The following is a 23,760-nucleotide window of genomic DNA, read 5'->3' as shown; positions in this document are numbered from 1 at the left end:
GGACGTGCCGTCTTATCTGCTGCGCCTGCAGCTCGCTGACCGTCCCGGCAGTCTCGGATCGGTCGCCGTCGCGCTCGGCACGGTGGGCGCAGACATCCTGTCCCTCGACGTCGTCGAGCGCGGCCCGGGCTATGCCATCGACGATCTGGTCATCGACCTGCCGCCGGGGGCTATGCCCGATTCGTTGCTCACCGCCGCCGAGGCGCTGAACGGGGTGCATGTGCACTCCATCCGCCCGCATACAGGCCTGTTGGAGGCGCATCGCGAGCTGGAACTCATCGACAGAGTGGCCGCCGCCGGGGCATCCGCCCGTCTGGAGGTACTCGCCCAGGAAGCGCCCCATGTGCTGCGCGCCAATTGGTGCACTGTGGTGCGGCAGGACGGCAGCGGCTTCATTCGAGTGGCCGGAAGTTCCGGCGCTCCGGAGACCCAGGCGACCTCGGCCCCGTGGTTACCGCTGGATCGAGCGCAGGTACTCGACACCGCGGCCGACTGGGTGCCACAGCTGTGGAAAGACATGGACACCACCTTGGCCGCCGCACCGCTGGGCTCGGGTGACACCGCCGTAGTGCTGGGTCGTCCCGGCGGCCCGGAATTTCGGCCCTCGGAGGTCGCCCGTCTGGGCTACCTGGCGGGCATCGTCGCAACCTTGGTGCGGTAGGGGCCGGTTCACAGGAACGGTACAGCCGTCTCCCGGAATCGCCCGGCACACTCACTGGCGTGACTGATATCGACGCGTCCATGAGTAGGACTCGTGAACGACTCATCTTCGCCGCCATTCTGCTGACGATCACCGTGGTGTATCTCTGGGACATCAGCCATAACGGCTGGTCCAACGCCTTCTACGCGGCGGCCGTCCAATCGGGCAGCGAGAGCTGGAAGGCCTGGTTCTTCGGCAGCTTCGATCCGCAGAACTACGTGACGGTCGACAAGCCCGCCGGCGGTCTCTGGCTGATGGGGTTGTCCGCCAGAATCTTCGGCTTCTCCAGCGCCAGCATGCTGATTCCGCAGGCCGTGCTGGCGATCGTGAGCGCCGCCCTGATTCGCGCCACGGTCCGACGCCAGGCCGGTCCGAGCGCGGGCCTGCTCGCGTCGACCCTGTTCGCGCTGATCCCCGTGGTCTCGGTGATGTTCCGGCACTCCAACCCCGACGCACCGATGGTGTTGGGCATGGTGGTGGCCGCGTACTTCACCACGCGCGCAATCGACTCCGAGCGCTCGCGGAACGCGGCCGGGTGGCTGGCGCTGGCCGGCATGGGCATCGGGTTCGCATTCCTGTGCAAGACACTGGAAGGACTGCTGGTGGCTCCCGCCCTGCTCCTCGCCTATCTGGTGTCCGCGAAATGGCCCTGGAAGACGGCGCTCGTACATCTGCTCGGCGCGGGCGCGGCGCTGCTGGTCTCGTCGGGATGGTGGATGGCCGCAGTCGCGCTGGCTCCGGCGGCCAGCCGTCCGTACGTCGACAACTCCACCGACAACAGCGAATGGACCCTGGCAGTCGGCTACAACGGACTGGACCGCCTGCTCGGCGACGAGTCGAATGGAATGGGCGAAGGCGGCCGCGGAAGCGGACCCTCGTTCTCCGGTACCCCAGGCATCTTCCGCCTGTTCCAGGACACCCAGGCCGACCACATCGCGTGGCTCCTCCCCACGGCGCTCATCGCGCTGATCCTCGGGCTCGCCATCGTCAGCGGGACCCCGCAGACCGATGGTTGGCTGGGCCGCGTGCGCGCGGTCACCACCAATCCCGCTGGGGCAGGGCTCATTCTGTGGGGCACCTGGATGGTGTCCAACTACGTGATCCTGAGCTACATGGCCAAGCAGTTCCATCCCTACTACACCTCAGCCATGGCCCCGGCTATCGCCGGTTCCCTGGCCATTGGCACGGTCCTGCTCTGGCGGCATCGATCCGAGCGAATCGGCAAGCTGGGGCTCGGTGCGCTCACGCTCAGCGCCACCATCATGGCGTTCGTCCTGCTCCGGCGCATACCGGCCTGGCTGCCGTGGCTGCGCTGGGTTCTGCTGATCGGCGGTATCGCCGCGGCCATTGCCCTCGCGCTTGGCGCGCTCGAGCGCAACGCCCGGCTGCGCCATACCATTGCCACACTGGCCCTTGCTGTTTCGTTGGGCGGGCCAATCGCGTTCACCATCGCGAACGTCACCACGCCCAAGCTCGGTGGGCTGTCCACCTCCGGCCCGGCAATGCCCGACGACGACAAGTTCGGTGGGCGGGAACCCAAGCCGCTCGATCCCGCACTGGCGGCGCTGATCAGGGATTCCGATGCCAGGTGGCCGGTGGCGACCACCAATACCCGCACGGCCGCCCCCATTCAGTTGGAGACCAACGCGCCCGTGATGGCGATCGGCGGGTTCTCCGGGCGCGACAATCCCATCACCCTGCAGCAGTTCATCGACTACACGCAGGACGGCACCGTCGAGTTCTATGCCGAGTCCGTCAAGGACAAGGACAAGCAAGAGGAGCAACCGAAGAACGACGGCGACACCAAGCGGGTGGCCGACGAGGTCCAGAAGTGGGTCGAAACCCACTTCTCCTCAAAGGATTACGGAGATCTTCGGGTGTTCGACCTGTCGGTGCCGCCGAAACTCTAGAACTTCGGGCCAGGCGGTCTGATGCTCCACCGAGTGTGAAGCTGTGGCGAGATTCCGGGCGATTTCTCGCCACAGCTTCACACTCGGCGTCGGACTTGTCGCCGCTAGGCGGGCGGGCCGTCGGCCAGTAGCTCCCGAAAGCCGTCCTCGTCGAGGATCGTCAACCCCAGCTCAACGGCCTTGTCGTACTTGGACCCCGGCGCGTCGCCGACAACGACGAATGCCGTCTTCTTGGACACCGAGCTCGCGGACTTGCCACCCCGCGCGATGATGGCTTCCTTAGCCTCATCACGTGAAAACCCTGGGAGTGAACCGGTTACGACGATTGACAAGCCTTCCAGATTGCGCGGTATGGACTCATCGCGCTCATCGGCCATCCGCACGCCCGCGGCGCGCCACTTGTCGACGATGGCGCGATGCCAGTCAACGCTGAACCAATCCACCACGGCCGCGGCGATGGTGGTTCCCACACCCTCGACGGCGGCGAGTTGTTCGACAGAGGCACTCTCGATGGCTTCCAACTCACCGAACTCGGTGGCCAGGGCGCGTGCCGCGGTCGGGCCCACGTGGCGGATCGACAGCGCCACCAACACGCGCCAGAGCTGCTGCTGTTTCGCCTTATCCAGGTTGTCCAGCAATCGGCTTCCGTTGGCGGACAACGATCCATTCTTGGTCGTGAACAGATCGGTGCGCAGCAGGTCATCGGCAGTGAGGCTGAACAGGTCGCCCTCGTCCTCGATGACCCCGGCCGAGAGCAGCGCGATCGCCGCCTCATAACCGAGCGCCTCGATATCGAAGGCCCCACGTCCCGCCACATGGAAAACCCGCTCACGCAACTGCGCCGGGCAGCTACGCGAATTGGGGCAGCGGATGTCGGCGTCGCCCTCCTTCTCGTGGGCCAACGTGGTCCCGCATTCCGGACACGTTGTGGGCATGATGAATTCGCGTTCGGATCCGTTGCGTAGATCGGCGACCGGCCCCAGCACCTCCGGGATGACGTCCCCGGCCTTGCGGATCACCACGGTGTCACCGATCAGCACACCCTTGCGTTTGACCTCGGAGGCGTTGTGCAGGGTCGCCAGGGACACCGTGGACCCGGCCACCTTCACCGGGGTCATGTACGCGAAGGGCGTGACCCGACCGGTACGGCCCACGCTCACCCGGATGTCGAGCAGTTCGGTCGTCGCTTCCTCGGGCGGATATTTGTACGCGATGGCCCAGCGCGGTGCGCGCGAGGTGCTACCGAGACGACGCTGCAACGCCACCGTGTCGACCTTCACGACAACGCCGTCAATCTCGTGTTCCACATCGTGACGATGCTCGGCCCAGTAGTTGACGCGTTCCTGGACCTTCGCGATGCCCCGCACCTTGGTGGTGTGAGTGGACACCGGTAATCCCCACTGTCCCAACGCCACATAGGCGTCATGCAGGCTCTTCGGCGCGAAGCCCTCGGCACGGCCAAGTCCGTGACAGATCATCCGCAGCCGACGTCTGGCGGTGATGGCCGGATTCTTCTGCCGCAAGCTGCCCGCGGCGCTGTTGCGCGGGTTGGCGAACGGCGGCTTGCTCTCCTCCACCAACGAGGCATTCAGCGCCGCGAAATCCTCCAGCCGGAAAAACACCTCGCCGCGGACCTCCAGGAGCGCAGGTATCGGGTATTCCTTTGACCCCGTGAGCCTTTCCGGCACATCCTCAATGGTCCTGGCGTTCAGCGTGACGTCCTCACCGCTGCGACCGTCCCCGCGGGTCGCGCCGCGCACCAGGACCCCGTCCTCGTACACCAGCGAAAGCGCCACCCCATCGATCTTCAGCTCACACAGAAACTCCGGCTCCTCCCCAATGTCGCCGCGCACCCGGGCATCCCAGGCCGTCAACTCCTCAAAACTGAATGCGTTGTCCAAGCTCAGCATCCGCTCCAAATGATCAACCGAATGGAATTCGGTGACGAAGCCCGCCCCACCCACGAGCTGGGTCGGCGAATCCGGAGTGCGCAGCTCCGGGTACTGCTCTTCCAGCGCTGTCAGCCTCGTCAGCAGCTCGTCGAACTGGCCATCGGAAATGACGGGTGCGTCCTTGACGTAGTAGCGGAACTGGTGGCCGCGCACCTCTTCGGCCAGCTCACCCCATTGGCGCTGGATGTCGGGATCCATACCGGCAGGCTAACGGACCCGCCCGACAGCACCGGAACCTTACGATGTGCCTATGGGCACACACCCGATCATGTTCACCGAGGACGATCCGGGTCTGGCCGAACTACGCGAGCTGGCTCTCGCACTGCCCGAGGCCGCCGAACAGATCTCCTGGGGCAGACCTGTCTTCAAGGCCGGAAAGATCTTCGCGATGTTCGGCGGGAACGCCAAGGGCGCAACGCGGGGCGACATGATCGCCCACCCCTACTCGGTGCTGGTCAAGGTGGACGATTCGGAGCGCCCCGCTCTCTTGCAGGACGAACGCTTCTATTACCCGGCGTACATGGGCCCCTTTGGCTGGCTCGGACTGGATATCAGCACCGACGTGGACTGGGACGAGGTTGCCGAACTTCTCGATGCCTCCTATCGACTGATCGCAACCAAGAGGCTGATCAAGCTGCTCGATGCGCAGACCAACTAGCAGAAAAATCGCACGGAGGCGTTAACCAACGATCGGTGGCCTCCCTCACACCCCCGAGCTTTTGACAAAGCTCGGGGTCTGACTGAGAATTTGCTAATCCGGATTATTACCTGGTGGGTCGATAATGATGGATTACCAGTAGAGTCACAACGGGGCGGTTGGCCGCGCTAAAGCCACCAGCACCATAAAGGGGGAGCACCAATCTTGAATGTTGCTGACAGGTTTCAACGTGCCGCAGTTCTACTCGCCTTGGTCCCCGGGCTATTCATCGTCTGGACTGCGTCCGCCACAGCCACCGCGCATGCGGACGGGCCTTTGATATATCCCGGCATGAAGATCAACCAGGGCAAACTCAGTTGCACCCTAGGATTCGTCGACCCGGGCGCTCGGATCGGACTTACCGCGGGACACTGCGCACTCGATTCCGAGGGACCGGTTTTCGACGACAACGGCAACCGCATCGGCGCAGCCGATATAGCGCACTTCCTACCGACTCCCGAGGACAAGACCCTCGCCGAGCAACCCCCCATAGACTACGAAGGCATAGCCTTCGATGAAGGCATACCCATTAACAACATCCTACCTAACGGGCTTGTGCTGGAATCTAACCCAAAAATCGTGCCCGCAGCAGGTATGCCGGTTTGCCGTGTCGGCATTACCACCGGGGAGGCGTGCGGCGTCATCGTTGGCTCGACAGACAGCGTGTTCGTCATCGATGGGCTGCCCGCCGACTACGGGGACTCGGGCAGTCCCGTGTATGCGATCACGGAACCCGGGCGGGCCGCCATCGTGGGGATAGCCACCGAAGCGCTACGAAGCAAGAAAACAGGCCAGGAGCTGACACTGGCAATCTCGTGGCGTGCACTCTGGCGCCAGATCAAGACCGATATCGACCGCCTGGAGCGTGAAGAACCCCATCAGCAGCGCCAGAACGTGCCCGCGCCGACAGAAGACGCACCCGCCGAGCCACCGATTACTGGCGTCTAAGCCATGCAAGGCCAACTCGCAAACATATGCGTCGCGATGCTTACCGCCGTATCCGCACTGACTTTCACCGTTCTGGCCCCCGCCACCGCACGTGCCGACGATGTTCTCGTCTACCCGGGTATGGAGATCGTGCAAGGAAACACCACCTGCACACTCGGGTATGTCGACCCCAAGAGCCGAGTAGGGATCGCCGCCGGACAATGCAGCGCGAACTCAGACGGACCGGTGTATGACACGAATGGCAACCGTGTCGGCAAGATGGTCATCGCCCACAGCAACTGGAGCGACGGCTCCACCGTCACGGGCAATGTGTACATGGTCGATTATGAGGGAATCATTTTCGATCCCTCGGTACCTATAAACGACATCCTCCCCAACGGGATTCGGCTGGGCCTCGACAACACCGCACTTACCCGCGGACTACCCGTCTGCCGCAATGGCATAGGTAGCGGCGAAGCCTGCGGCCAGGTCACTTGGGTCAACAACGGTTGGTTCATGGTCGACGGCCCACCATGCGATCGAGGCGACTCGGGCGCGGCTGTCTATTCCATCACTTCACCAGGACACGGTTCGGTCATTGGCATCGTGGCAGCTAGATACACCGACAACCGGTCAGGCGATATTCAAACCCTAGCAATCTCCTGGAATACCATAGTCCAGCAGTTACGCAAAGATACGCATAAAGGTGCGTGAGGTGTCCTCCGCCTTTTGACATGCGGTTCCACCGGCGACGCCCTCCCAATTCGCATAGGCTTCTAGCGACACGGAGAGTCGTGCCGCGTGCTCTCCTCACACTGGTCGGGCTTTGTTGACGGTGAACGTGGCAGACAGAGGGCTATCGCGTGACCGGTGTCGGCGAGAACGGTCGACGGACCGACCCGTGGGGTCGGTGGACCGTGTGGGTCTCGGCCCTGGCCGTGCTGAGCGGTCTTGGTCTCGCGAACCCGGCTGCGGCACATGCGGATCCGCTGATTTACCCGGGTATGGAGATCATCCAACGCCCACCCGGTAAGGAATCGCTGAGTTGCACCCTCGGGTTCGTTGATCCCACCGCGCGCGTCGGCGTCACCGCAGGTCACTGTGGCGGGAATGGGCCGGTGTTCACCAACGACGGCGTGCGTATCGGACAGCTGGCGGTGGCCCAGTCCAATATCAAGCCCGAAGGGCCGCTGGCCCGCGACGACTACCGAATCGACTACGAGGGCATCGCCTTCGACGAGGGCGTGCCGATCAACAACGTGCTGCCCAACGGGCTACGGCTCGGGGTCGACCCCGCCGTCGTTCCCCGGGACGGCCTGGCGGTGTGCCGAATCGGGATCACCACGGGTGAGGCGTGCGGCGCCATCGCCGGATTCGGCAACGGCTGGTTCCTCGTGGACGGCCTGCCCGCCGACCACGGCGACTCCGGTAGCGCCGTGTACACCGTGACCTCGCCCGGCAACGCCGCCATCGTCGGCATCGTGAGCGCGCGATTCACGGCCAATCAGACCCGCCGGGAGTCCACCGTGGCGTTGTCCTGGCCGACGGTGCAACAGCAGATCCGAGACGACATCGCGGCGGCCGCGCGCCGCCCCGAGGCCGCAAGCCCCGCGGCCATCAATCCGCAGGCGCCGCCGATGGTCCTGCCTCCGGCGCCCTCCGATGACCGCCCGTCTGGTCCCGCGAGAATGGTTGTCCCCTAGCCGTCATGCGCCCGTTCTTGTGGATAACGACCATCGTCGCTGTGCTGTGCGCGCTTCCCGCCACGAACCCCGCACCTGCACATGCCGACCCGCCGCTGGTGTACCCCGGCATGCTCATCTATCAGGGCTCCCTGAGCTGCACGCTCGGTTATGTCGATCCCGCGCTTCGCGTGGGCATCACAGCAGGGCATTGCTTCAACGGTGACGGCATAGTTCGCAATGGAGACTTCGCTGCGGTGGGACACAAGATCCTGGCGCACGACAACCGCCCGCCCGAGGGCCCGGTGTACGAGGACGAGTACACCATCGACTACGAGGCCATCTCGATCGATGACGGATTGCCCGTCAACGACGTCATGGCCAACGGTCAACGGCTCGAACGTGATGACATGGTCACTCCCGATGTGGGCATGCCGGTCTGCCGCACCGGCTTCACCACGGGCGATGCGTGCGGATCGGTGACCCGACTTGGCAACGGCTGGTTCAGGTTTAACGGCCCGGTGATCGCCAAGGGCGATTCCGGAGGCCCGGTGTACACCCATGTCGGCGACCGCACCGTGCTCGTCGGCATCATTCGCGGTTTCATGACCAGCCAGTCCGGCGATGACGTGCAGTCGTGGGCGATGTCGTGGCCGTCGGTGGTCAAGCAACTCCGCGAGGACCGCAAGGGCCTACTGCCCGGCTGAGCCCGTAGGCTCACGCCCATGTCTGATTCTCTTCGCGCAAGCGGCTCATCGGCGAGCGACTGGAAAGCCTTCACCGTTGAGACCACCGGGCACATCGCCCAGGTCACCCTCATCGGGCCCGGCAAGGGTAATGCGATGGGACCGGATTTCTGGCGGGAACTGCCGCTGATCTTCACCGAACTGGACGCGGACCCGGAGGTACGGGCGATTGTTCTCGCCGCCGCCGGCACCAATTTCAGCTACGGATTGGACCTGCCCGCGATGGCAGGCACCTTCATGCCGTTGATGGCCGAGAAGGCATTGGCGAAACCGCGCACCGACTTCCTCGACGAGATACGCCGACTGCAGGCCTCGGTGACCGCCGTCGCCGACTGCCGCAAGCCGGTGATCGCCGCGGTGCAGGGCTGGTGCATCGGCGGTGGCGTCGACCTCATCGCGGCCACCGACATCCGGTACGCAAGTGCCGAGGCGAAGTTCAGTGTGCGCGAGGCCAAGGTCGCGATTGTGGCCGATATTGGCTCACTGCACCGTCTTCCACCGATCATCGGCGACGGCCACCTGCGTGAACTGGCGTTCACCGGCAAGGACATCGACGCCGCGCGGGCCGAGAAGATCGGACTCGTCAATGACGTGTTCGACACTGCGGAGGCAACGCTGGCCGCCGCCCACGCGACCGCCGCCGAAATCGCAGCCAATCCGCCCCTGGTGGTGCAGGGCGTCAAGGACGTGCTGGGCCGCGAGCGCGAGAGTGTCGTCACCGACGGCCTCAAGTACGTCTCGACGTGGAATGCCGCGTTCCTGCCGTCGGAGGACCTGCAGGAAGCCATCGGCGCGGTCTTCGAGAAGCGTGATCCCGACTTCAAGGGACGCTAAATCTCCCGGTAGCGACCCCAGTGCACGGCGTCCTCCAGGGGGCGCCCGCTGCGCCAGCCGAAGCGCTCCAGGTCGGGGCGCTCGGCGAACTCACGCACCGGTCCGACACACAACCAGGCGATCGGCCTGATATGCGTTGGTGCGTCTATTAACTCGGCCAGGAACTGTTCCTCATAGAACGACACCCAGCCGACGCCGATCCCTTCGGTGACCGCGGCGAGCCAGAGGTTCTGGATGGCGAGCACCGCCGAGAACAGGCCCGCATCGGCGATGGTGTGCCTGCCCAGAACGTGCGGGCCACCACGGCCGTGGTCGTAGGTGACCACCACGCCGGTGCCGCTTTCGCAGATGCCTTCAATCTTGATGGGGTCAAAGGTGGTTCGCCGTTCCTCCGGAAGGCTGTCGGCGAATCTCTGGCGCTGCTCCGTCACGTGCGCTGCGAACTTCTCCAGCGTCTGCGACTCGCGCATCACCACGAAATCCCAGGGCTGGCTGTTCCCGACACTGGGGGCGCGATGCGCGGCCTGTAGCAGCTTCATCAACGTCGCGTCGTCGACAACCTGTCCGGTGAACTCGGCACGCACGTCCCGGCGGGTGGCAATGGCCTGATAGACGTCCATCACAGCGCATCCGGGTCGGCAGCGATCAGATCGCTGACCTTGCGGGTCAATTCGGTTGCGGTACGTGCCCATGGGAGGTCTGCACCGGCCAGCCCACATCCGGCGCTGATGCCGATCCGATCGCGCAGCACGGCACGCCCGAAGCCCAGTTTGTCCGCTAGCGCCGCGGTACGCGTTGCGAGCACGTCGGACGATATCGGCAGCGACGGTGGCGAGCCGGGAATCACGCCGAGCAGCGCGATCTTCCCGGTGTCCAGCACCGAGGCCAGTCCATCGAGCGCCTGTGCATCCGTCAGGTATGCGGCATCCACCGCGATCCCGCGAATATTGGTCCCTCGCAACAGCTCCCAGGGAGGATCTGTGGCGCAGCAATGCACCACCAGTTCACCGCCTACCGCGGCGGCGCACTGGTCCAACAGCGAAGTGGCTGTCGGTACGTCGACCGGATGTACCGGCGAGAACATGCTGGTTCCGGACAGCCTGCCATCCAGGGCGGCGGACAGGGACGGTTCATCGAGCTGCACCACCACGGGAACACCGAGCCGTCGAGACAGCGTGGCTTGGTGCAGCGCCAATCCCTCTGCCAGAGAAGCCGCCAGGTCCCGCACCGCACCGGGATCGGTGATCGCGCGGTGACCGTTGGGAAGCTCCAATTGTGCTGCCAGCGTTACCGGTCCGGGGCCCTGCACCTTCACCGCGCGATCGCTACCCCGATGCCCGCCACGCTCCCACTCCTCCTCGAGCGCATCCATGTCTTCGTCAAGGAATCCGCGGGCCCGTCGCACCACCGCCCCGGGCCGGGCAGTGGTGCGGTAGCCCGTGGGCACAACATCGACGGCGATATCGACCAGCAGCGCCGCGGCCCGTCCGATCAGATCGGCACCGATTCCGCGCGCAGGCAGCTCCACGATATGGGGCAGCGGCAGTTCGGCCACCACGATCTCGGTCGCGACACGCGCCTCTTGACCCGGCCACGAGCCGACGCCAGTTCCCTTCGCCCATACATTCACATGCAGAACGTTAGGTGATGAGCGACTCGATCGGACCCTTGGCGAAATAGACGACAAACAATCCGGCCACCACATACAGCAGCGGATGCACGGCACGACGTCGAGCCCCGCGCTCCGCTGACACGACGGCGAGCACCACCCAGCTGATGAATCCGACACCGATGCCGTTGGCGATCGAGTAGGTAAAGGGCATCGTCACCACGGTCAAAAAACAGGGCAGCGCGTAGTCGAACCGGGTGAAGTCAATGCTGCGGAGCTGGCCGATCATCATCGCACCCACCACCACCAGCGCCGGTGCCGCGGCCTCCAGCGGTACAACCGAATACAGCGGGGTGAAGAACATGGCCGCCAGGAACAGCAGCCCGGTAACCACATTGGCCAGCCCGGTCCGCGCACCCTCGGCGATGCCTGACGCGGACTCCACGAACACGGTGTTGGAGGACGAGGACGAGACACCACCAACGACCGCACCGACGCCCTCCACCGACAGCGCCCGTCCGATACCCGGCAGGGTGCCGTGTTCGTCGGTCAATCCGGCCTCCTTGCCCAAACCGGTCATGGTTCCCATCGCGTCGAAGAAGTTCGAGAGCACCAACGCGAACACCAAGACCGTGGCCGACAGCACGCCCACCCGAGTGAACGCACCGAACATGTCCACCTGACCGAGCAGACTCAGATCCGGGATGCCGCCTGCGGACGCCGGCCAGTCGGGCACCGTGAGATTCCATCCCTTGGTGTCGACGGGCTGCGCACCGCGTTCGGTCAACGCCTGCGCGATCATGGAAATCCCCGTCATCACGACGATTCCGATGAGCAGTCCGCCACGAACCTTGCGCACCACCAGGATTCCCATCAGCAGCACACCCGCGGCGAAGATCAGGGTCGGGACGGTGGCTACCGAGTTGTCGATTCCCAAACCGACCGGCACCGTGGTGTTGGCAGCGTCGGGGATCCGCCGCACGAAACCCGCGTCAACAAACCCGATGAACGCGATGAAGCAGCCGATTCCCGCAGCGATCGCCGCCTTCAGCTCGTCGGGAATGGCATGAAACACCGCGGTGCGAAAACCAGAGATGCCCAGCGCCACAATGACGAGGCCGTCGACGATGACCAATCCCATGGCCTCGGGCCAGCTCATCTGCGACGCGAACGACACCGCGAGCAGACTGTTGATGCCCAGCCCGGCCGCAAGGGCGAAAGGGTAATTCGCGATAAATCCGAACAGGATCGACATCACTCCGGCAGCCAGCGCCGTGACCGCCGCTACCTGCCCCACCGGCAGCACATGGCCCAGCACGTCGGCGTTATGCGTGCGTCCCGGCTCGCCACCAATGATGAGCGGGTTGAGCACCACGATGTAGGCCATCGCGAAAAAGGTGACGATCCCGCCGCGAACTTCCCGTCCCAGCGTCGACTGCCGCTCGGAGATCCGGAAGAACCGGTCGACTAGACCATTCATAGCCGTTGAAAGTACAGGCCCCGGTTGCCAGTCGCCTGCCGCAATCGAGCGCGAGCCTGACGCGGGATCTCGCGGCGATTTCCGCATCAGGCTCGCACTCGGCGTCAGGTTCAGGAACCAGCGGGGCGAGGGACTTTCCACCCCAGAGAGATGACCTTTGTCACTAGAGGCGGGTGCGGCCACCCGGTCAAATGTAAGTGTCACTTTTAGACACAGATAACTAGCCCCGAGGACCGTATACATGCCGCAGAAGGAATTCACCGACCTTGAGTTGCTCCATGAGCTCGAGCCCGTGGTCGAGGAAAACACCCACCGCCACCTCGGCGTGTTCAAAGAGTGGAGCCCGCATGACTACATCCCGTGGTCCGAGGGCAAGAACTACAAGGCATTGGGTGGGCAGGACTGGGATCCGGAGCAGTGCAAGCTCTCCGAGCTGGCCAAGGTCGCGATGATCACCAACCTGCTCACCGAGGACAATCTGCCCGCCTACCACCGCGAGATCGCGATGAACTTCACCATGGACGGACCCTGGGGCACCTGGGTCAACCGGTGGACCGCCGAAGAGAACCGCCACAGCATTGCCATCCGCGACTACCTCGTGGTCACCCGCGCGGTCGATCCGGTGGAACTCGAGAAGCTGCGCGTGGAGCAGATGACCCGCGGCTTCTCCCCCGGACAGAACCGTCAGGGCGGGGATCACATGTTCGCCGACAGCCTGTTCGACTCGGTGGTGTACGTGTCCTTCCAGGAGCTGGCCACCCGTGTCTCACACCGCAATACCGGCGTCGCGTGTGCCGAGCCCATCGCCCAGGAACTCCTCAAACACATCTCCAATGACGAGAACCTGCACATGATCTTCTATCGCAACATGGTGGAGGCCGGTCTCGAGATCGCGCCCAACCAGGCCGTGAAGTCGATCCACAAGGTTCTCGACAACTTCACCATGCCCGGCTACACGATCCCGGGATTTCGCCGCAACGCCGTCACCATCGCCACCGGCGGCGTCTACGACCCGCAGTCGCACCTCGCCGAAGTCGTTCTGCCAGTGCTGCGCAAGTGGCGCATCTTCGATCGTGACGACATCACCGGCGAGGGCGAGTGGTACCGCGAGGACCTCGACCGTCTCATCACCGACCTCAGGAAGACCGCCAGCGACTTCGAGGAAGTCAAGGCCAAGTACCTGGATCGCCAGGCCAAGCGTGCCGTGCGCAAGGCCGCCAAGGTGTAGCCCTTCCGTAACGCCGACGTGGGCAAACGGCGATATGCCGTTCAGTACCATTGATCGGGGCCGCCTGCCGGCCAGCCGGGAGGAGAGGGACTTATGCGCGCGTTCAGAACGCTCTCGACGGTGATCGGCACTGTGGTGGCGGCGACAGTGGTCGGCCCCTCGATCGCGTCGGCCGAACCTCTCGCGGGCGCCCAGCTGGTGGCGATCGGAGACTCGTTCATGGCGGCGGGCTCAAACGCCGCGGGTATCACCGGGCCCGTCGGCACCGCCTGTAACCAGGCGACCGACAATGTCGCACACCTGGTGGGCACGTCGTTCCCGCAGATGACATTCGCCGACTACTCCTGCGTGGGCGCACTTTCTACCGATGTCTACACGCCTTCCACGCGCGGCCCGCAGAACACGGGGCTGTCTCCCGCCACCAAGGTGGCGGTCGTATCCATCGGCGGCAACGACGCCGGCTTTGAGCAGATCGCCACCGACTGCCTGTTCGCGTTGAGCTGCCCGCCGGAAAAGAAGGCGCAATTCAGCGCCAACGTGGCCTCGGTGGGCCCGAAACTCACGGGTGCGTACGCCGCCATACGCCAGGCCGCCCCGAACGCACGCGTCTTCACGGTGGGCTACCTGCCGATCCTGCCCCCGGATGCCAAGGGGTGCCTGGTTGGGCTGATCAACACCCAAGAGACCATCACCTTCCTCAATGGTCTGCAGCGTCAGCTGAACGACACGATCATCACCGAATCGTCAAAGGCCGGGTTTACCCCCGTCATCCCGGCGACCAGCAGCGATCACAGCGTGTGCGCGTCCGATTTTCAGCGCTACGTGTCGATGACGGGTAGCGGCGCGGGCGATGAGGGGATTCCGATGCATCCGACCGCACCGGGACGGCAGTACGTCGCGGAGCGCGTGGCCATCGCCATGCGCTCCGCAGGGATTCAGGGGACCTAGTCGCGCGTGATGATGGCGCTGCCGAGCACCTCGTCGCCGTCGGCATCGGGCTGGTACAGCACCACCGTCTGCCCAGGTGCCACACCGCGCAGGGCGGTGCGCAGCCGGACCTGAATCCGCTCGGCCGCCGGGTCGACAACCGCGTCCACGACCGATCCATGCGCGCGGACCTGCACCTGGCACTCAACGGGCCCGTCCGGAACCTGACCGGAGGTCCACACCACGGGCTCTCCCCCGAACTCCCAAATCTCAAGGTCCTCAACGGTTCCCACGCGAACAGTGGAGGTCTCGGCGTCGATCGAAGTGACATAGCGGGGACGGCCGTCCGCTGCAGGACCGACCAGCCCGAGCCCCTTGCGCTGACCGATGGTGAACTCGTGCACCCCCGCGTGGGTGGCCAGCACACTCCCGTCGGAGTCCACGACGTTTCCGCGGCGCACGCCGATGCGTGCACCTAGGAACGCCTGGGTGTCTCCGGAAGGGATGAAGCAGATGTCGTGGCTGTCGGGCTTATTCGCGACGAGCAGACCGCGCTGCTCGGCCTCGGCCCGGATAGCCGGCTTGGAACTGTCGCCGATCGGGAACAGCGCACGGCTCAGCTGCTGCGGTGTCAGTACCCCCAGCACATAGGACTGGTCCTTGTCCTCGTCGACCGCGCGGCGCAACCTGCCGTCCCGCAGCCGCGCGTAGTGGCCGGTGGCGACGGCATCGAAGCCCAACGCGATGGCACGATCGGCCAGCGCCGCGAACTTGATCTTCTCGTTGCACTTCACGCAGGGATTAGGTGTGCGTCCCTCGGCGTACGCCTCGACGAAGTCGTCGATGACGTCTTCCTTGAATCGATCGGCAAAATCCCAGACATAGAAGGGGATTCCGAGCATATCGGCAACACGACGGGCGTCGGCGGCATCTTCTTTCGAACAGCACCCCCGGGAGCCCGTGCGCAGTGTGCCGGGTGCCGCGGACAGTGCCAGGTGCACACCAACCACATCGTGTCCGGCATCCACCATGCGCGCGGCCGCGACCGAGGAGTCCACTCCCCCACTCATGGCGGCAAGCACTCTCATGACCGGCTCCCAGCACTGGCGAGGGCGGCAGCACGTGCACGCGGAACGGCGACCTGCAAGGCCTCGACCGCACGCGCAACATCCGAGGGAAGGGAGGTGTGGCCGAAGGTGAAACGCAGCGATCCGCGCGCCACCTCGGGGTCGATGCCCATTTCGATGAGCACATGCGAGGGGCGCGCGACGCCTGCCGTGCACGCGGACCCGGTGGAGCACTCGATGCCGTTGGCGTCCAACAACATCAACAAGGAGTCGCCCTCGCATCCGGCGAAGGTGAAATGTGCGTTTCCGGGCAATCTGCCGCTGCCGACCGCACCGTTGAGTACCGAGCCCTCGACGCTGGTCAAGACCTGATCGATCAGCCCGTCCCGCAGTGTCTTTAGTGTGGCCGCACCCTCGCACCGCTCTGCGACGGCTTCGACGAGTGCGGTCGACATCGCCACGATGGCGGCAGTGTCTGGAGTGCCCGAACGAATATCGCGTTCGTGGCCGCCGCCATGAAGCAATGGGACACAAACTGTTTCACGTCGCAGTAGCAATGCTCCGACACCCATGGGGCCGCCGAACTTGTGCGCGGCCACGCTCACCGCCGACAGTCCACTGACGGCGAAATCGACATCGAGCTGACCAACCGCCCCAATGGCATCGCTATGCATGGGGATGTCGAATTCAGCGGCTATGGAAGCCAATTCACAGATGGGGTTGATGGTGCCGACCTCATTGTTGGCCCACATCACCGTGATGAGCGCTACGTCGTCATGGTCGATGAGAGCCGCGCGCAATGCCGCGGGAGTGACGGTGCCGGCGCTGTCCACCGGCAGCCACGTCACCTCGGCCCCCTCGTGGTCGGCGAGCCACTGCACCGCATCAAGCACGGCATGGTGCTCGACGGCGCTGGCGATGACGCGTGTCCGTCGCGCGTCCGCGTCTCGGCGGGCCCAGTAGATGCCCTTGATGGCGAGGTTGTCGCTCTCGGTGCCACCGGCGGTGAAGATCACCTCCGACGGTCGGGCGCCCAGAGCCGCGGCGATCGACTCCCGCGATTCCTCCACCCGTCGCCGCGCATCGCGCCCGGATCCGTGCAACGACGCGGCGTTCCCGGTCCGTGCCATGACCGCTGCCATCGCCTCGATGGCAGCGGGGCGCATCGGGGTGGTGGCGGCGTGGTCCAGGTACACCGCGGACGAGCCATCCGGGCGAGCTGGGGTTCGAGCAGCAGACATAACGCATCCAGGATAGGTCCCACCCAGGTGGGCTCGTCCAATCGCGTCAGGCAGCGATCGGTTCCGGGCGCTCCGGGTGGCTGTGGATCTGCGGGGTTCGGTCACCGGCCCGAACGGCGGCCTCACAGCGGTTGGCCAGATCACGGCGGCTCTCGCCGGGCAATTGCAGCCCCGCCACCTGGATATGCGCCACGGTTACGCGCGTCGCGGTGATCCGGCGGATGGACGCCATCAGGGTGTCCTCGCCGACGTAGGCCGGAACCGTCGACAGCTCGCCACCCCGGTGATGGTACGTCAGCCGCAGCGGCTGTACCGGCCGCTGCGCGTCGATCGCGGCCTGGAACATCGCGGGGCGGAATGACCCGTACGCACGACCGCACCAGGTGGTGCCCTCCGGGAACGCCACCACGGTCTGACCGGCCTGGAGCCGCGCCGCGACGGTGTCGACCACTCGCGGCAGGGTGCGCAGGTTTCCCCGCTCGATCGGGATGACCCGCATCATCCGGGCGATGATGCCCAGACCGGGCCAATCGATCAGGTCCGCCCGAGCGACGAACGACCCCGGAAGCACCGCCCCGATGGCGAAGACGTCGACCCAGGACACATGGCCCGCCACCACGAGGGAACCCCGGATATCGCGGATCGGACCACCGGAGACGGAAATGCGTACGCCGAGGCACCGCAGCATCAGCCGGCAGTAGCCGCGCTGCCAGCGCACCCGTCCGGGAATCGGTATCCCCAGCAGTGGCGCAAGGGTCAACAACGTGATCGCCAGGGCGATCCGCGTCGTGGTCCGCAGGGTTCGCGTCAGCCGCCCTGGCTCGTCGATGTGTGTTGCCCGCATGCAGCTGTCGTCACAGGTTGCCTTCGGCAGCCAGGCGTGAGCGAATTCGGGTGCCATCGCTATTCCTGGCCGGCCGCCGCCGCGCCGATTTCCGACGCCGCCCCCACGGACCTCAGCCGTTTGAGGTAGCGCACATCGGCTTCGTCCTTGTTGAGCAGTGCCATGAAGTCGGCCACGCCGAAGTCGGGATCGTGCGCGGGTTCGCCGAGAACCTTTGCGCCCAGCCGCAGATATCCACGCATCAGTGCGGGCACCTGCACCTTGGCGGGCGGGGCGATGTCATCGAGCCCCATCCCGTCGACAACGACCGGGTTGTAGGGGCGCACCGTGTACTCCGGCGCCGCGGCATGCCGCTTCATGACGAAGTCGCGCACGGCACGCACCTGGCTACCTGGCGCCTGCTCCGGGTTGTCCTGCATGGGAACCGATACGCATCCGGTGACGTAGGTGTAGTCGCAGCGGTCCAGGTAGGCCAGAATTCCGGCCCACATCAGCAGCACTACCGCACCATTGCGGTGATCGCCCCGCACTACCGCCCGACCCATCTCCACCAGCTGTGGACGCAGCGAGTCGAGTCCACTGATGTCGAATTCCGTTGCGCTGTACAGCCCGCCAGCGGCAATAGCACCGGGCGGAGGCAGCATCCGGTAGCAGCCCACCACATCACCCGAGGTGTCCTCGCGTACTAGCAAGTGATCGCAGTGCTCATCGAAGCGGTCGGCGTCGCGTCCCTCGAACGCGGCCGGGGTGCTCGCGAGCTGGAATCCCGGCTCGCTGCTGAACACGTCGTATCGAAGCCGTTGCACGGCATCGATATCGGCGGGATCGTTCGACAGCAGCAGGGTGTACCGAGGACCCGGCGGAGCTTCCCCGACCTCCCCCGCTACGTCTGAGATGGATTGATCTGCGGCGATGAGAACTGAAGCGGTACTCATGACTGCGAGATTCGCGGAGTTATGCGGCGGAACGGCATCGGAAGCGTGTCGTGTCCATGCACGATCCGTTAATTGCGGCGTTCAGTACACCCAATGCATGCTTGCGTCAGTGAATCGCTCAGGCAAACACGGAGCTAACGGACGCTACGCGGACACTCGCGCATCGGCTCGCTGCCGAAGTTCCTCCTCCTCGACCAGCACTAACATCGGCGCGCCGGGTGTGCACATCATGGTCACCACGAAGCGCAGCGCCGCGTCCGCACGGTTGTTGGCGTCCGAGTAATGGATGACATCACCTCCCGGCTCCCAGAACGCTTCACCGGCTTTGACCACCCGCGGTGCTTGGCCTTCGAGTTCGAAGAGCATCTCTCCCTCGACCACATATCCGAACGCCGGACCACCTGGATGACGATGCGGTGGCGTACCGGAACTGCCGGCCGGCCACTCGATCTCCACCGTCATCACGTGGGCATCGGACGGGATCACCGGCGGCGTCACGGTCTGCAGCACCGTGAGTGCACTCATCAGGTCGTCGTTCGCCATCATCGGCGGGCCATCCAGTCGGCGAATCGCGTCTGGGTCAGCACGCCGTCATCACCGGTGACCAGACTGAAGTCGTCCACAGGAGTCCCGAAGTAGGTGGCGGCGGAGTCGACCACCACCGGCCTCTCGTCACTGCGCGCGTCAAGCACCGCCTGTGCCATCTCGGCGAACGAAAACTTCTCTGGCCCACCGATGTTGATGATACCGTCGCGAGGCTCGGCCTCCGCGGCATGAGCCACCTGTACGGACACATCATCGACGGCGATCAGCTGAATTCTCGCATCGGGTACGCGAACCTCATCTCCGACAACGAGCGTGTCGGTGATGGCCTCGGCAAATTCCTGGAACTGGGTGGCCCGCACGATCGTGTAGGGCAATCCGGATTCGGTAATGATGTTCTCCTGCGCCACTTTCGCCCTCATATATCCGCTGTCCGGCAGACCATCCGCGCCGACGATGGAGAGCGCGACGTAGTGACCGACGCCCGTCTGGTTCGCCGCGTCAACGAGATTGCGCGCCGAGGCGGTGAAGAAATCCATGACCGCCCCGTCCTCGAACGAGGGAGAATTGACAACGTCGATAACCACATTCGATCCGGTGAGCGCGTTCACCAACCCCTCGCCGGTCAACACATTCGCGCCAGAGGACAACGATGCCGCGACCACGTCATGGCCGTCGGCGGTGAGCAAAGAAACCACCCGGGAACCGATTTGGCCGGTGGCACCAACAACTGTGATTTTCATTCTGCGATTACCTTTCTCGTCTCCCGTGCAATGTTCGCAGCTCGGTGCGGGATTCGAACCCTGGAAAGCACGTAGTCGTTGAGATGAATCGGCAGCTCGGTAAACTGCCACCCTATTCATCGAATTCGGCGGAGCACTTGGTCAACAGTTACCCGGGATCGCGTTTGCGTGGTCGAGCGCCCGAGTGCGCGTCACTCGGGCGGCTCATCGCGGCCGCACGGTCGGGCCCCAGTCAGATACTCGTCCTACGGGGTGAAGCCGGAATAGGCAAGACCGCGCTCCTCGCGCACGCAATCGAAGAAGCGCAAGGACTTCGCGTCGTGCGCACCGCAGGCGTCGAATCCGAGATGGAACTCGCATTCGCCGGTTTACAACATTTCTGTGGGCCGCTGTCGAGCCACCTCGAGGCGTTGCCCAGTCCACAACGCGAGGCGCTCGACATCGCCTTCGGGATACGCAGCGGACCTGCGCCCGACCGGTTTCTGATCGGACTTGCCGTATTGAGTCTGCTGGCCGCGGCAGCCGAACATCAGCCCGTGCTGTGTGTGGTCGATGACGCCCAGTGGCTCGACCGAGTCTCGTTGCAAACACTGGCCTTTGCCACCCGGCGTTTGGCCAGTGAACCGGTCGCCGCGCTCTTCGCGGTGCGCGGTGGTTCCGACGACGAGCTCACCGGACTGCCAGAGCTTACGGTGAGCGGCCTGCGGGCGGCCGACGCCGGCGCGCTGCTGGACTCCGCGATTCCGGGACTCCTCGATGATCGGGTTCGTGACCGCATCGTCGCCGAGACGCACGGCAATCCGCTGGCCCTGTTGGAACTCCCGCGGGATCTGACCACCGAGGAACTCGCGGGCGGATTCGGGTGGCCCGACGGCGGTCGCCTGACCGGACATATCGAGCAAGCGTTCCTGCGGCGGGTCCGGCGGCTGCCCGCCGAGACGCAGACGTTGCTCCTCACCGCGGCGACCGATCCGCTGGGCGATGCGGCGTTACTGGCTCGGGCGTCCGAACAGCTCGGAATCTCGATGGATGCGCTCGCACCCGCCGAGGGCGCCGATCTGATCGAGTTGGGCACCCGGGTCCGCTTTCGCCATCCATTGGTGCGGTCCGCCATCTACAGAAGCGCAGAATCGTTGGAACGCAGAAGAATTCATGGCGCGCTGGCGGAGGCCACAGATCCGGTAACCGATCCGGATCGGCGAGCATGGCACCGCGCGCACGCCGCGGCGGGCACCAATGAGGCAATCGCCGCCGAACTTGAGCAGTCGGCCGACCGCGCACAGGCCAGGGGCGGCATCCTGGCGGCTGCGGCCTTTTTGCAGCGGGCCACCGAACTCACCTCGGATCCGGCACAACGCGGGTTACGGGCGCTGGCCGCGGCCCAGTCAAAACACGATGCGGCGGCCTACGACGCCGCCCGCGAGCTGCTCGCCATCGCAGACGTGGCCCCGCTGGATCCGCTGGCGCGGGCACGAGCAGCCCGCCTACGCGCGAAGATCGCCTTCGCGGAAAGCCGGGTGGGCACGGATGGCTCCACGGCGGTGTCCAGCGCCGCGATCGGCCTGCTGGATGCCGCCAAGGACTTGGAGAATCTGGACGACGACCTGGCTCGGGAGACCTACTTGGATGCGGTAGGGGCGGCCATGTATGGCGGCCGGCTCTGTCCGCGCGGTGGCGCGGTGGAGGTGGCTGAACCCGCGCGGCTGGCGCCGGCCGGGTCGCAGCCCCCACGGCCGACCGATCTTCTGCTCGATGGCCTGGCGATGCGGATCACCCATGGCGCGGCGGCAAGCGCCCAGACGCTGCGGGATGCCCTCTCTCTGATCAGCCGTGAGGCCGACCGTCCGGGCAATACGAGCTGGATGTGGCAGGCGTTCCCCATTGCCCTCGAATCGGCCACACATGAGGTGTGGGACGACCAGATGTGTCATCACTTAGCAACCCGTGCGGTACAAATCGCCCGTGATGTCGGTGCGTTGTCGGTTCTCCCGTCGGCACTGATCTACCGCGCCGGAGTGCACGTGAACGCCGGCGAGCTCGATGCGGCCGCAGAGCTTGTCCAGGAGGCCGACGCCATCTCCGCGGCGACAGGCCACGCACCGATCAGGTATCACTCGTTGATCTTGGCGGCCTGGCGGGGTACGGAACCCGAGGCGATACCACTGATCGATGCCGCCATGCGCGACGGCGCGGCCAGGGGCGAGGGCAGGCTACTCGGCGCAATGGGTTATGCGGCAGGCGTCCTCAACAACGGCCTCGGTCGCTACGAGCTCGCGTTTCACGCGACGCGAAGGGCCTGCGAGCACGAGGATCTCGGGTTGTACTGCTGGTGCCTCACCGAACTGATCGAGGCGGCCGCACGCTGCGGCGAACAGGACACCGCCGCCAAGGCGCTCGGCCAACTGGAAGAGCGGGCGCTGGTCGGCGATAGCGATTGGGCCGTGGGCATGGTGGCGCGTTCCCGGGCGCTGCTCGCCGTCGACGATGACGCGGAGGCCTGCTACCGCGAGGCCATCGAACGGCTATCCAGCACAAGGATTTCCGTCCACCTGGCCCGGGCACACCTCATCTACGGAGAATGGCTACGCCGCTGCCACCGGCGAGCCGATGCCCGCACGGCTCTCACCGTGGCGCACGAGAGTTTCGTGGGTATGGGCGCCGAGGCTTTCGCCGGGAGGGCGCAGCGCGAGCTTCTCGCGACGGGCGCGAAAGTGCGGAAGCGTTCCGCCAGTTCATCTTCCGCCTCAGCCCAAACACTGACGGCTCAGGAGGCACAGATCGCCCGGATGGCCGGGCAGGGTCTGACCAATCAGGAGATCGCCGCTCAGCTCTTCATCAGCTCGCACACCGTGGAGTGGCATCTGCGGAAGGTCTTCGCCAAGCGCGGCATCACCTCACGCAGGCAGCTGCGCAACGGACTCTAAGCCGGAATTCGCGACCGTAGTTCGTTCGCGATCTTCTGCAGGGTGTCCTCGGTCTCGGGCGGCCCGGTGAGCATGGCCACCGCCAGGGTGTCGCGCGATCCGCCGGAGGTCGAAGCGAAGGCACATGTCATCGCGATGCGGACCACACGCATACCGTTTCCGAGGGTGCCCGTCATCCGCGCGTACGACGTGGCATCGTCGATCGGCTTCCAGGACTGCACATCGACCGGCAGTTTCGCGCGCACCTTGTCCTGCGTGGACTTCCCGCACCCGTCCGCACACCGATTCGACCCGATCCAGCCGGCCGCTCCGCCCTTGTTGGCCTCGTCCATACAGGTGACGCGCTTATCCAGTGGTTTGTTCTCGGTGTGCATGCACCCCCACCCCGCGGGCAGGTTGAAATTGAACGGCACGTAGGTGGGCATCGAGATGGGCTGGAGTTTCTCGCCCGGCCCGTACGTCGCGCCGCCGAGTGGCCCTATGGACCCGTTGGGAGGAGGGATCACCCCCGACGTCGGCGCGGGAGGCGCCGACATCCGGGTCATCGGGGACTCTCCCGGGGCCATGACGGCCACACCCACGATGCTGCGCTGAGAGCCGACGGCGACGACGGCAACCACCAGCCCCACGACGAGGAGGCCCAAAAACGCCGAAAGGACTATCCAGGGCACTCGACGCGGTGGTCGAGGCTCCGGATAGTCCAGTGGCGTACCGTAAGCCGCCCCCTGAGGTTGGATGTCGCCGGCGGGGCGGCTCCAGGGCTGCATGGGG

At 65.2% G+C, this 23,760-nt stretch carries 22 protein-coding genes; 11 read left to right on the top strand and 11 right to left on the bottom strand.

Annotated features, from left to right (window positions below; all coding sequences use genetic code 11):
- Nucleotides 1–4 precede the first annotated feature (4 nt).
- Entirely contained in the window at nucleotides 5–661 is a 657-nt protein-coding gene (locus B4383_RS00150) for an amino acid-binding protein (RefSeq protein ID WP_139360459.1), read from the top strand.
- 80 nt (nucleotides 662–741) lie between these two features.
- Nucleotides 742–2,610, top strand: coding sequence for a glycosyltransferase family 39 protein (locus B4383_RS00145; RefSeq protein WP_078287445.1), 1,869 nt, complete (start codon nucleotides 742–744; stop codon nucleotides 2,608–2,610).
- A 104-nt stretch (nucleotides 2,611–2,714) separates the two neighbouring features.
- Here B4383_RS00145 and ligA read toward each other — a convergent pair whose 3' ends face one another.
- Nucleotides 2,715–4,760 carry an NAD-dependent DNA ligase LigA gene (gene ligA, locus B4383_RS00140; RefSeq protein ID WP_078287444.1) on the bottom strand — a complete coding sequence of 682 codons (2,046 nt, stop codon included), beginning with the start codon at nucleotides 4,758–4,760 and terminating at the stop codon, nucleotides 2,715–2,717.
- A gap of 52 nt (nucleotides 4,761–4,812) precedes the next feature.
- Between ligA and B4383_RS00135 the strand changes: the two genes are divergently transcribed.
- From B4383_RS00135 to B4383_RS00110, 6 genes are all read left to right on the top strand, one after another.
- Nucleotides 4,813–5,220 (top strand): MmcQ/YjbR family DNA-binding protein, encoded by a 408-nt coding sequence (locus tag B4383_RS00135; protein WP_078287443.1) that lies wholly within the window; start codon nucleotides 4,813–4,815, stop codon nucleotides 5,218–5,220.
- A gap of 201 nt (nucleotides 5,221–5,421) precedes the next feature.
- Nucleotides 5,422–6,207 (top strand): hypothetical protein, encoded by a 786-nt coding sequence (locus tag B4383_RS00130; protein WP_078287442.1) that lies wholly within the window; start codon nucleotides 5,422–5,424, stop codon nucleotides 6,205–6,207.
- A gap of 36 nt (nucleotides 6,208–6,243) precedes the next feature.
- Nucleotides 6,244–6,900, top strand: coding sequence for a hypothetical protein (locus B4383_RS00125; protein WP_139360458.1), 657 nt, complete (start codon nucleotides 6,244–6,246; stop codon nucleotides 6,898–6,900).
- A gap of 149 nt (nucleotides 6,901–7,049) precedes the next feature.
- Nucleotides 7,050–7,889 (top strand): hypothetical protein, encoded by an 840-nt coding sequence (locus B4383_RS00120; protein ID WP_078287440.1) that lies wholly within the window; start codon nucleotides 7,050–7,052, stop codon nucleotides 7,887–7,889.
- Nucleotides 7,890–7,894: 5 nt separating this feature from the next.
- Nucleotides 7,895–8,575 (top strand): hypothetical protein, encoded by a 681-nt coding sequence (locus tag B4383_RS00115; protein ID WP_078287439.1) that lies wholly within the window; start codon nucleotides 7,895–7,897, stop codon nucleotides 8,573–8,575.
- Between the two features lie 18 nt (nucleotides 8,576–8,593).
- On the top strand, nucleotides 8,594–9,448 hold the full coding sequence (locus B4383_RS00110) for a crotonase/enoyl-CoA hydratase family protein (protein ID WP_078287438.1): 855 nt from the start codon (nucleotides 8,594–8,596) through the stop codon (nucleotides 9,446–9,448).
- Here the strand turns inward: B4383_RS00110 and bluB are convergent.
- From bluB to B4383_RS00095, 3 genes are read right to left on the bottom strand one after another with little or no spacing between them, the layout of a single operon-like run.
- On the bottom strand, nucleotides 9,445–10,068 hold the full coding sequence (gene bluB / locus B4383_RS00105) for a 5,6-dimethylbenzimidazole synthase (protein WP_078287437.1): 624 nt from the start codon (nucleotides 10,066–10,068) through the stop codon (nucleotides 9,445–9,447). The genes B4383_RS00110 and bluB overlap by 4 nt on opposite strands.
- Complete coding sequence (locus B4383_RS00100; protein ID WP_286143939.1) at nucleotides 10,068–11,078, bottom strand: methionine synthase; 1,011 nt, start codon at nucleotides 11,076–11,078, stop codon at nucleotides 10,068–10,070. Before B4383_RS00100 ends, bluB begins: the two co-directional genes overlap by 1 nt.
- A gap of 10 nt (nucleotides 11,079–11,088) precedes the next feature.
- Nucleotides 11,089–12,537 (bottom strand): NCS2 family permease, encoded by a 1,449-nt coding sequence (locus tag B4383_RS00095; RefSeq protein ID WP_078287435.1) that lies wholly within the window; start codon nucleotides 12,535–12,537, stop codon nucleotides 11,089–11,091.
- Between the two features lie 241 nt (nucleotides 12,538–12,778).
- Here B4383_RS00095 and B4383_RS00090 point away from each other — a divergent pair, with 241 nt between their 5' ends.
- Both B4383_RS00090 and B4383_RS00085 read left to right on the top strand, forming a co-directional pair.
- Nucleotides 12,779–13,765, top strand: coding sequence for an acyl-ACP desaturase (locus B4383_RS00090; protein ID WP_078287434.1), 987 nt, complete (start codon nucleotides 12,779–12,781; stop codon nucleotides 13,763–13,765).
- A gap of 93 nt (nucleotides 13,766–13,858) precedes the next feature.
- A complete protein-coding gene (locus tag B4383_RS00085; protein WP_078287433.1) occupies nucleotides 13,859–14,713 on the top strand; it encodes an SGNH/GDSL hydrolase family protein in 855 nt (284 codons plus the stop codon).
- Here the strand turns inward: B4383_RS00085 and mnmA are convergent.
- The 6 genes from mnmA to B4383_RS00055 all read right to left on the bottom strand — a co-directional run bounded on the left by mnmA (nucleotide 14,710) and on the right by B4383_RS00055 (nucleotide 20,065).
- Nucleotides 14,710–15,780, bottom strand: a complete 1,071-nt coding sequence (mnmA, locus tag B4383_RS00080) for a tRNA 2-thiouridine(34) synthase MnmA (protein WP_078287432.1) — start codon at nucleotides 15,778–15,780, stop codon at nucleotides 14,710–14,712. The genes B4383_RS00085 and mnmA overlap by 4 nt on opposite strands.
- On the bottom strand, nucleotides 15,777–17,000 hold the full coding sequence (locus B4383_RS00075; RefSeq protein WP_078287431.1) for a cysteine desulfurase family protein: 1,224 nt from the start codon (nucleotides 16,998–17,000) through the stop codon (nucleotides 15,777–15,779). Before B4383_RS00075 ends, mnmA begins: the two co-directional genes overlap by 4 nt.
- Before the next feature lie 46 nt (nucleotides 17,001–17,046).
- The gene (locus B4383_RS00070) at nucleotides 17,047–17,901 is read right to left on the bottom strand and encodes a lysophospholipid acyltransferase family protein (protein WP_078287430.1); all 855 of its coding nucleotides are present in this window, start codon (nucleotides 17,899–17,901) and stop codon (nucleotides 17,047–17,049) included.
- A gap of 2 nt (nucleotides 17,902–17,903) precedes the next feature.
- A complete protein-coding gene (locus tag B4383_RS00065; RefSeq protein ID WP_078287429.1) occupies nucleotides 17,904–18,779 on the bottom strand; it encodes a GNAT family N-acyltransferase in 876 nt (291 codons plus the stop codon).
- 144 nt (nucleotides 18,780–18,923) lie between these two features.
- Nucleotides 18,924–19,304 carry a cupin domain-containing protein gene (locus tag B4383_RS00060; RefSeq protein ID WP_286143938.1) on the bottom strand — a complete coding sequence of 127 codons (381 nt, stop codon included), beginning with the start codon at nucleotides 19,302–19,304 and terminating at the stop codon, nucleotides 18,924–18,926.
- 17 nt (nucleotides 19,305–19,321) lie between these two features.
- A complete protein-coding gene (locus B4383_RS00055) occupies nucleotides 19,322–20,065 on the bottom strand; it encodes an SDR family oxidoreductase (protein WP_078287428.1) in 744 nt (247 codons plus the stop codon).
- Nucleotides 20,066–20,148: 83 nt separating this feature from the next.
- Here B4383_RS00055 and B4383_RS00050 point away from each other — a divergent pair, with 83 nt between their 5' ends.
- Nucleotides 20,149–22,989: a LuxR family transcriptional regulator gene (locus tag B4383_RS00050; RefSeq protein ID WP_078287427.1), complete on the top strand. Its 2,841-nt coding sequence runs from the start codon at nucleotides 20,149–20,151 to the stop codon at nucleotides 22,987–22,989.
- Here B4383_RS00050 and B4383_RS00045 read toward each other — a convergent pair.
- Nucleotides 22,986–23,756, bottom strand: a complete 771-nt coding sequence (locus B4383_RS00045) for a hypothetical protein (protein WP_139360456.1) — start codon at nucleotides 23,754–23,756, stop codon at nucleotides 22,986–22,988. The genes B4383_RS00050 and B4383_RS00045 overlap by 4 nt on opposite strands.
- Nucleotides 23,757–23,760 lie beyond the last annotated feature (4 nt).

This window comes from Mycobacterium sp. D16R24, from assembly GCF_002013385.1.
In the GTDB taxonomy this organism is placed as follows: domain Bacteria; phylum Actinomycetota; class Actinomycetes; order Mycobacteriales; family Mycobacteriaceae; genus Mycobacterium.
The sequence above is the reverse complement of the archived record's forward strand: the minus strand, read 5'-3'. Positions and strand labels throughout refer to the sequence as shown.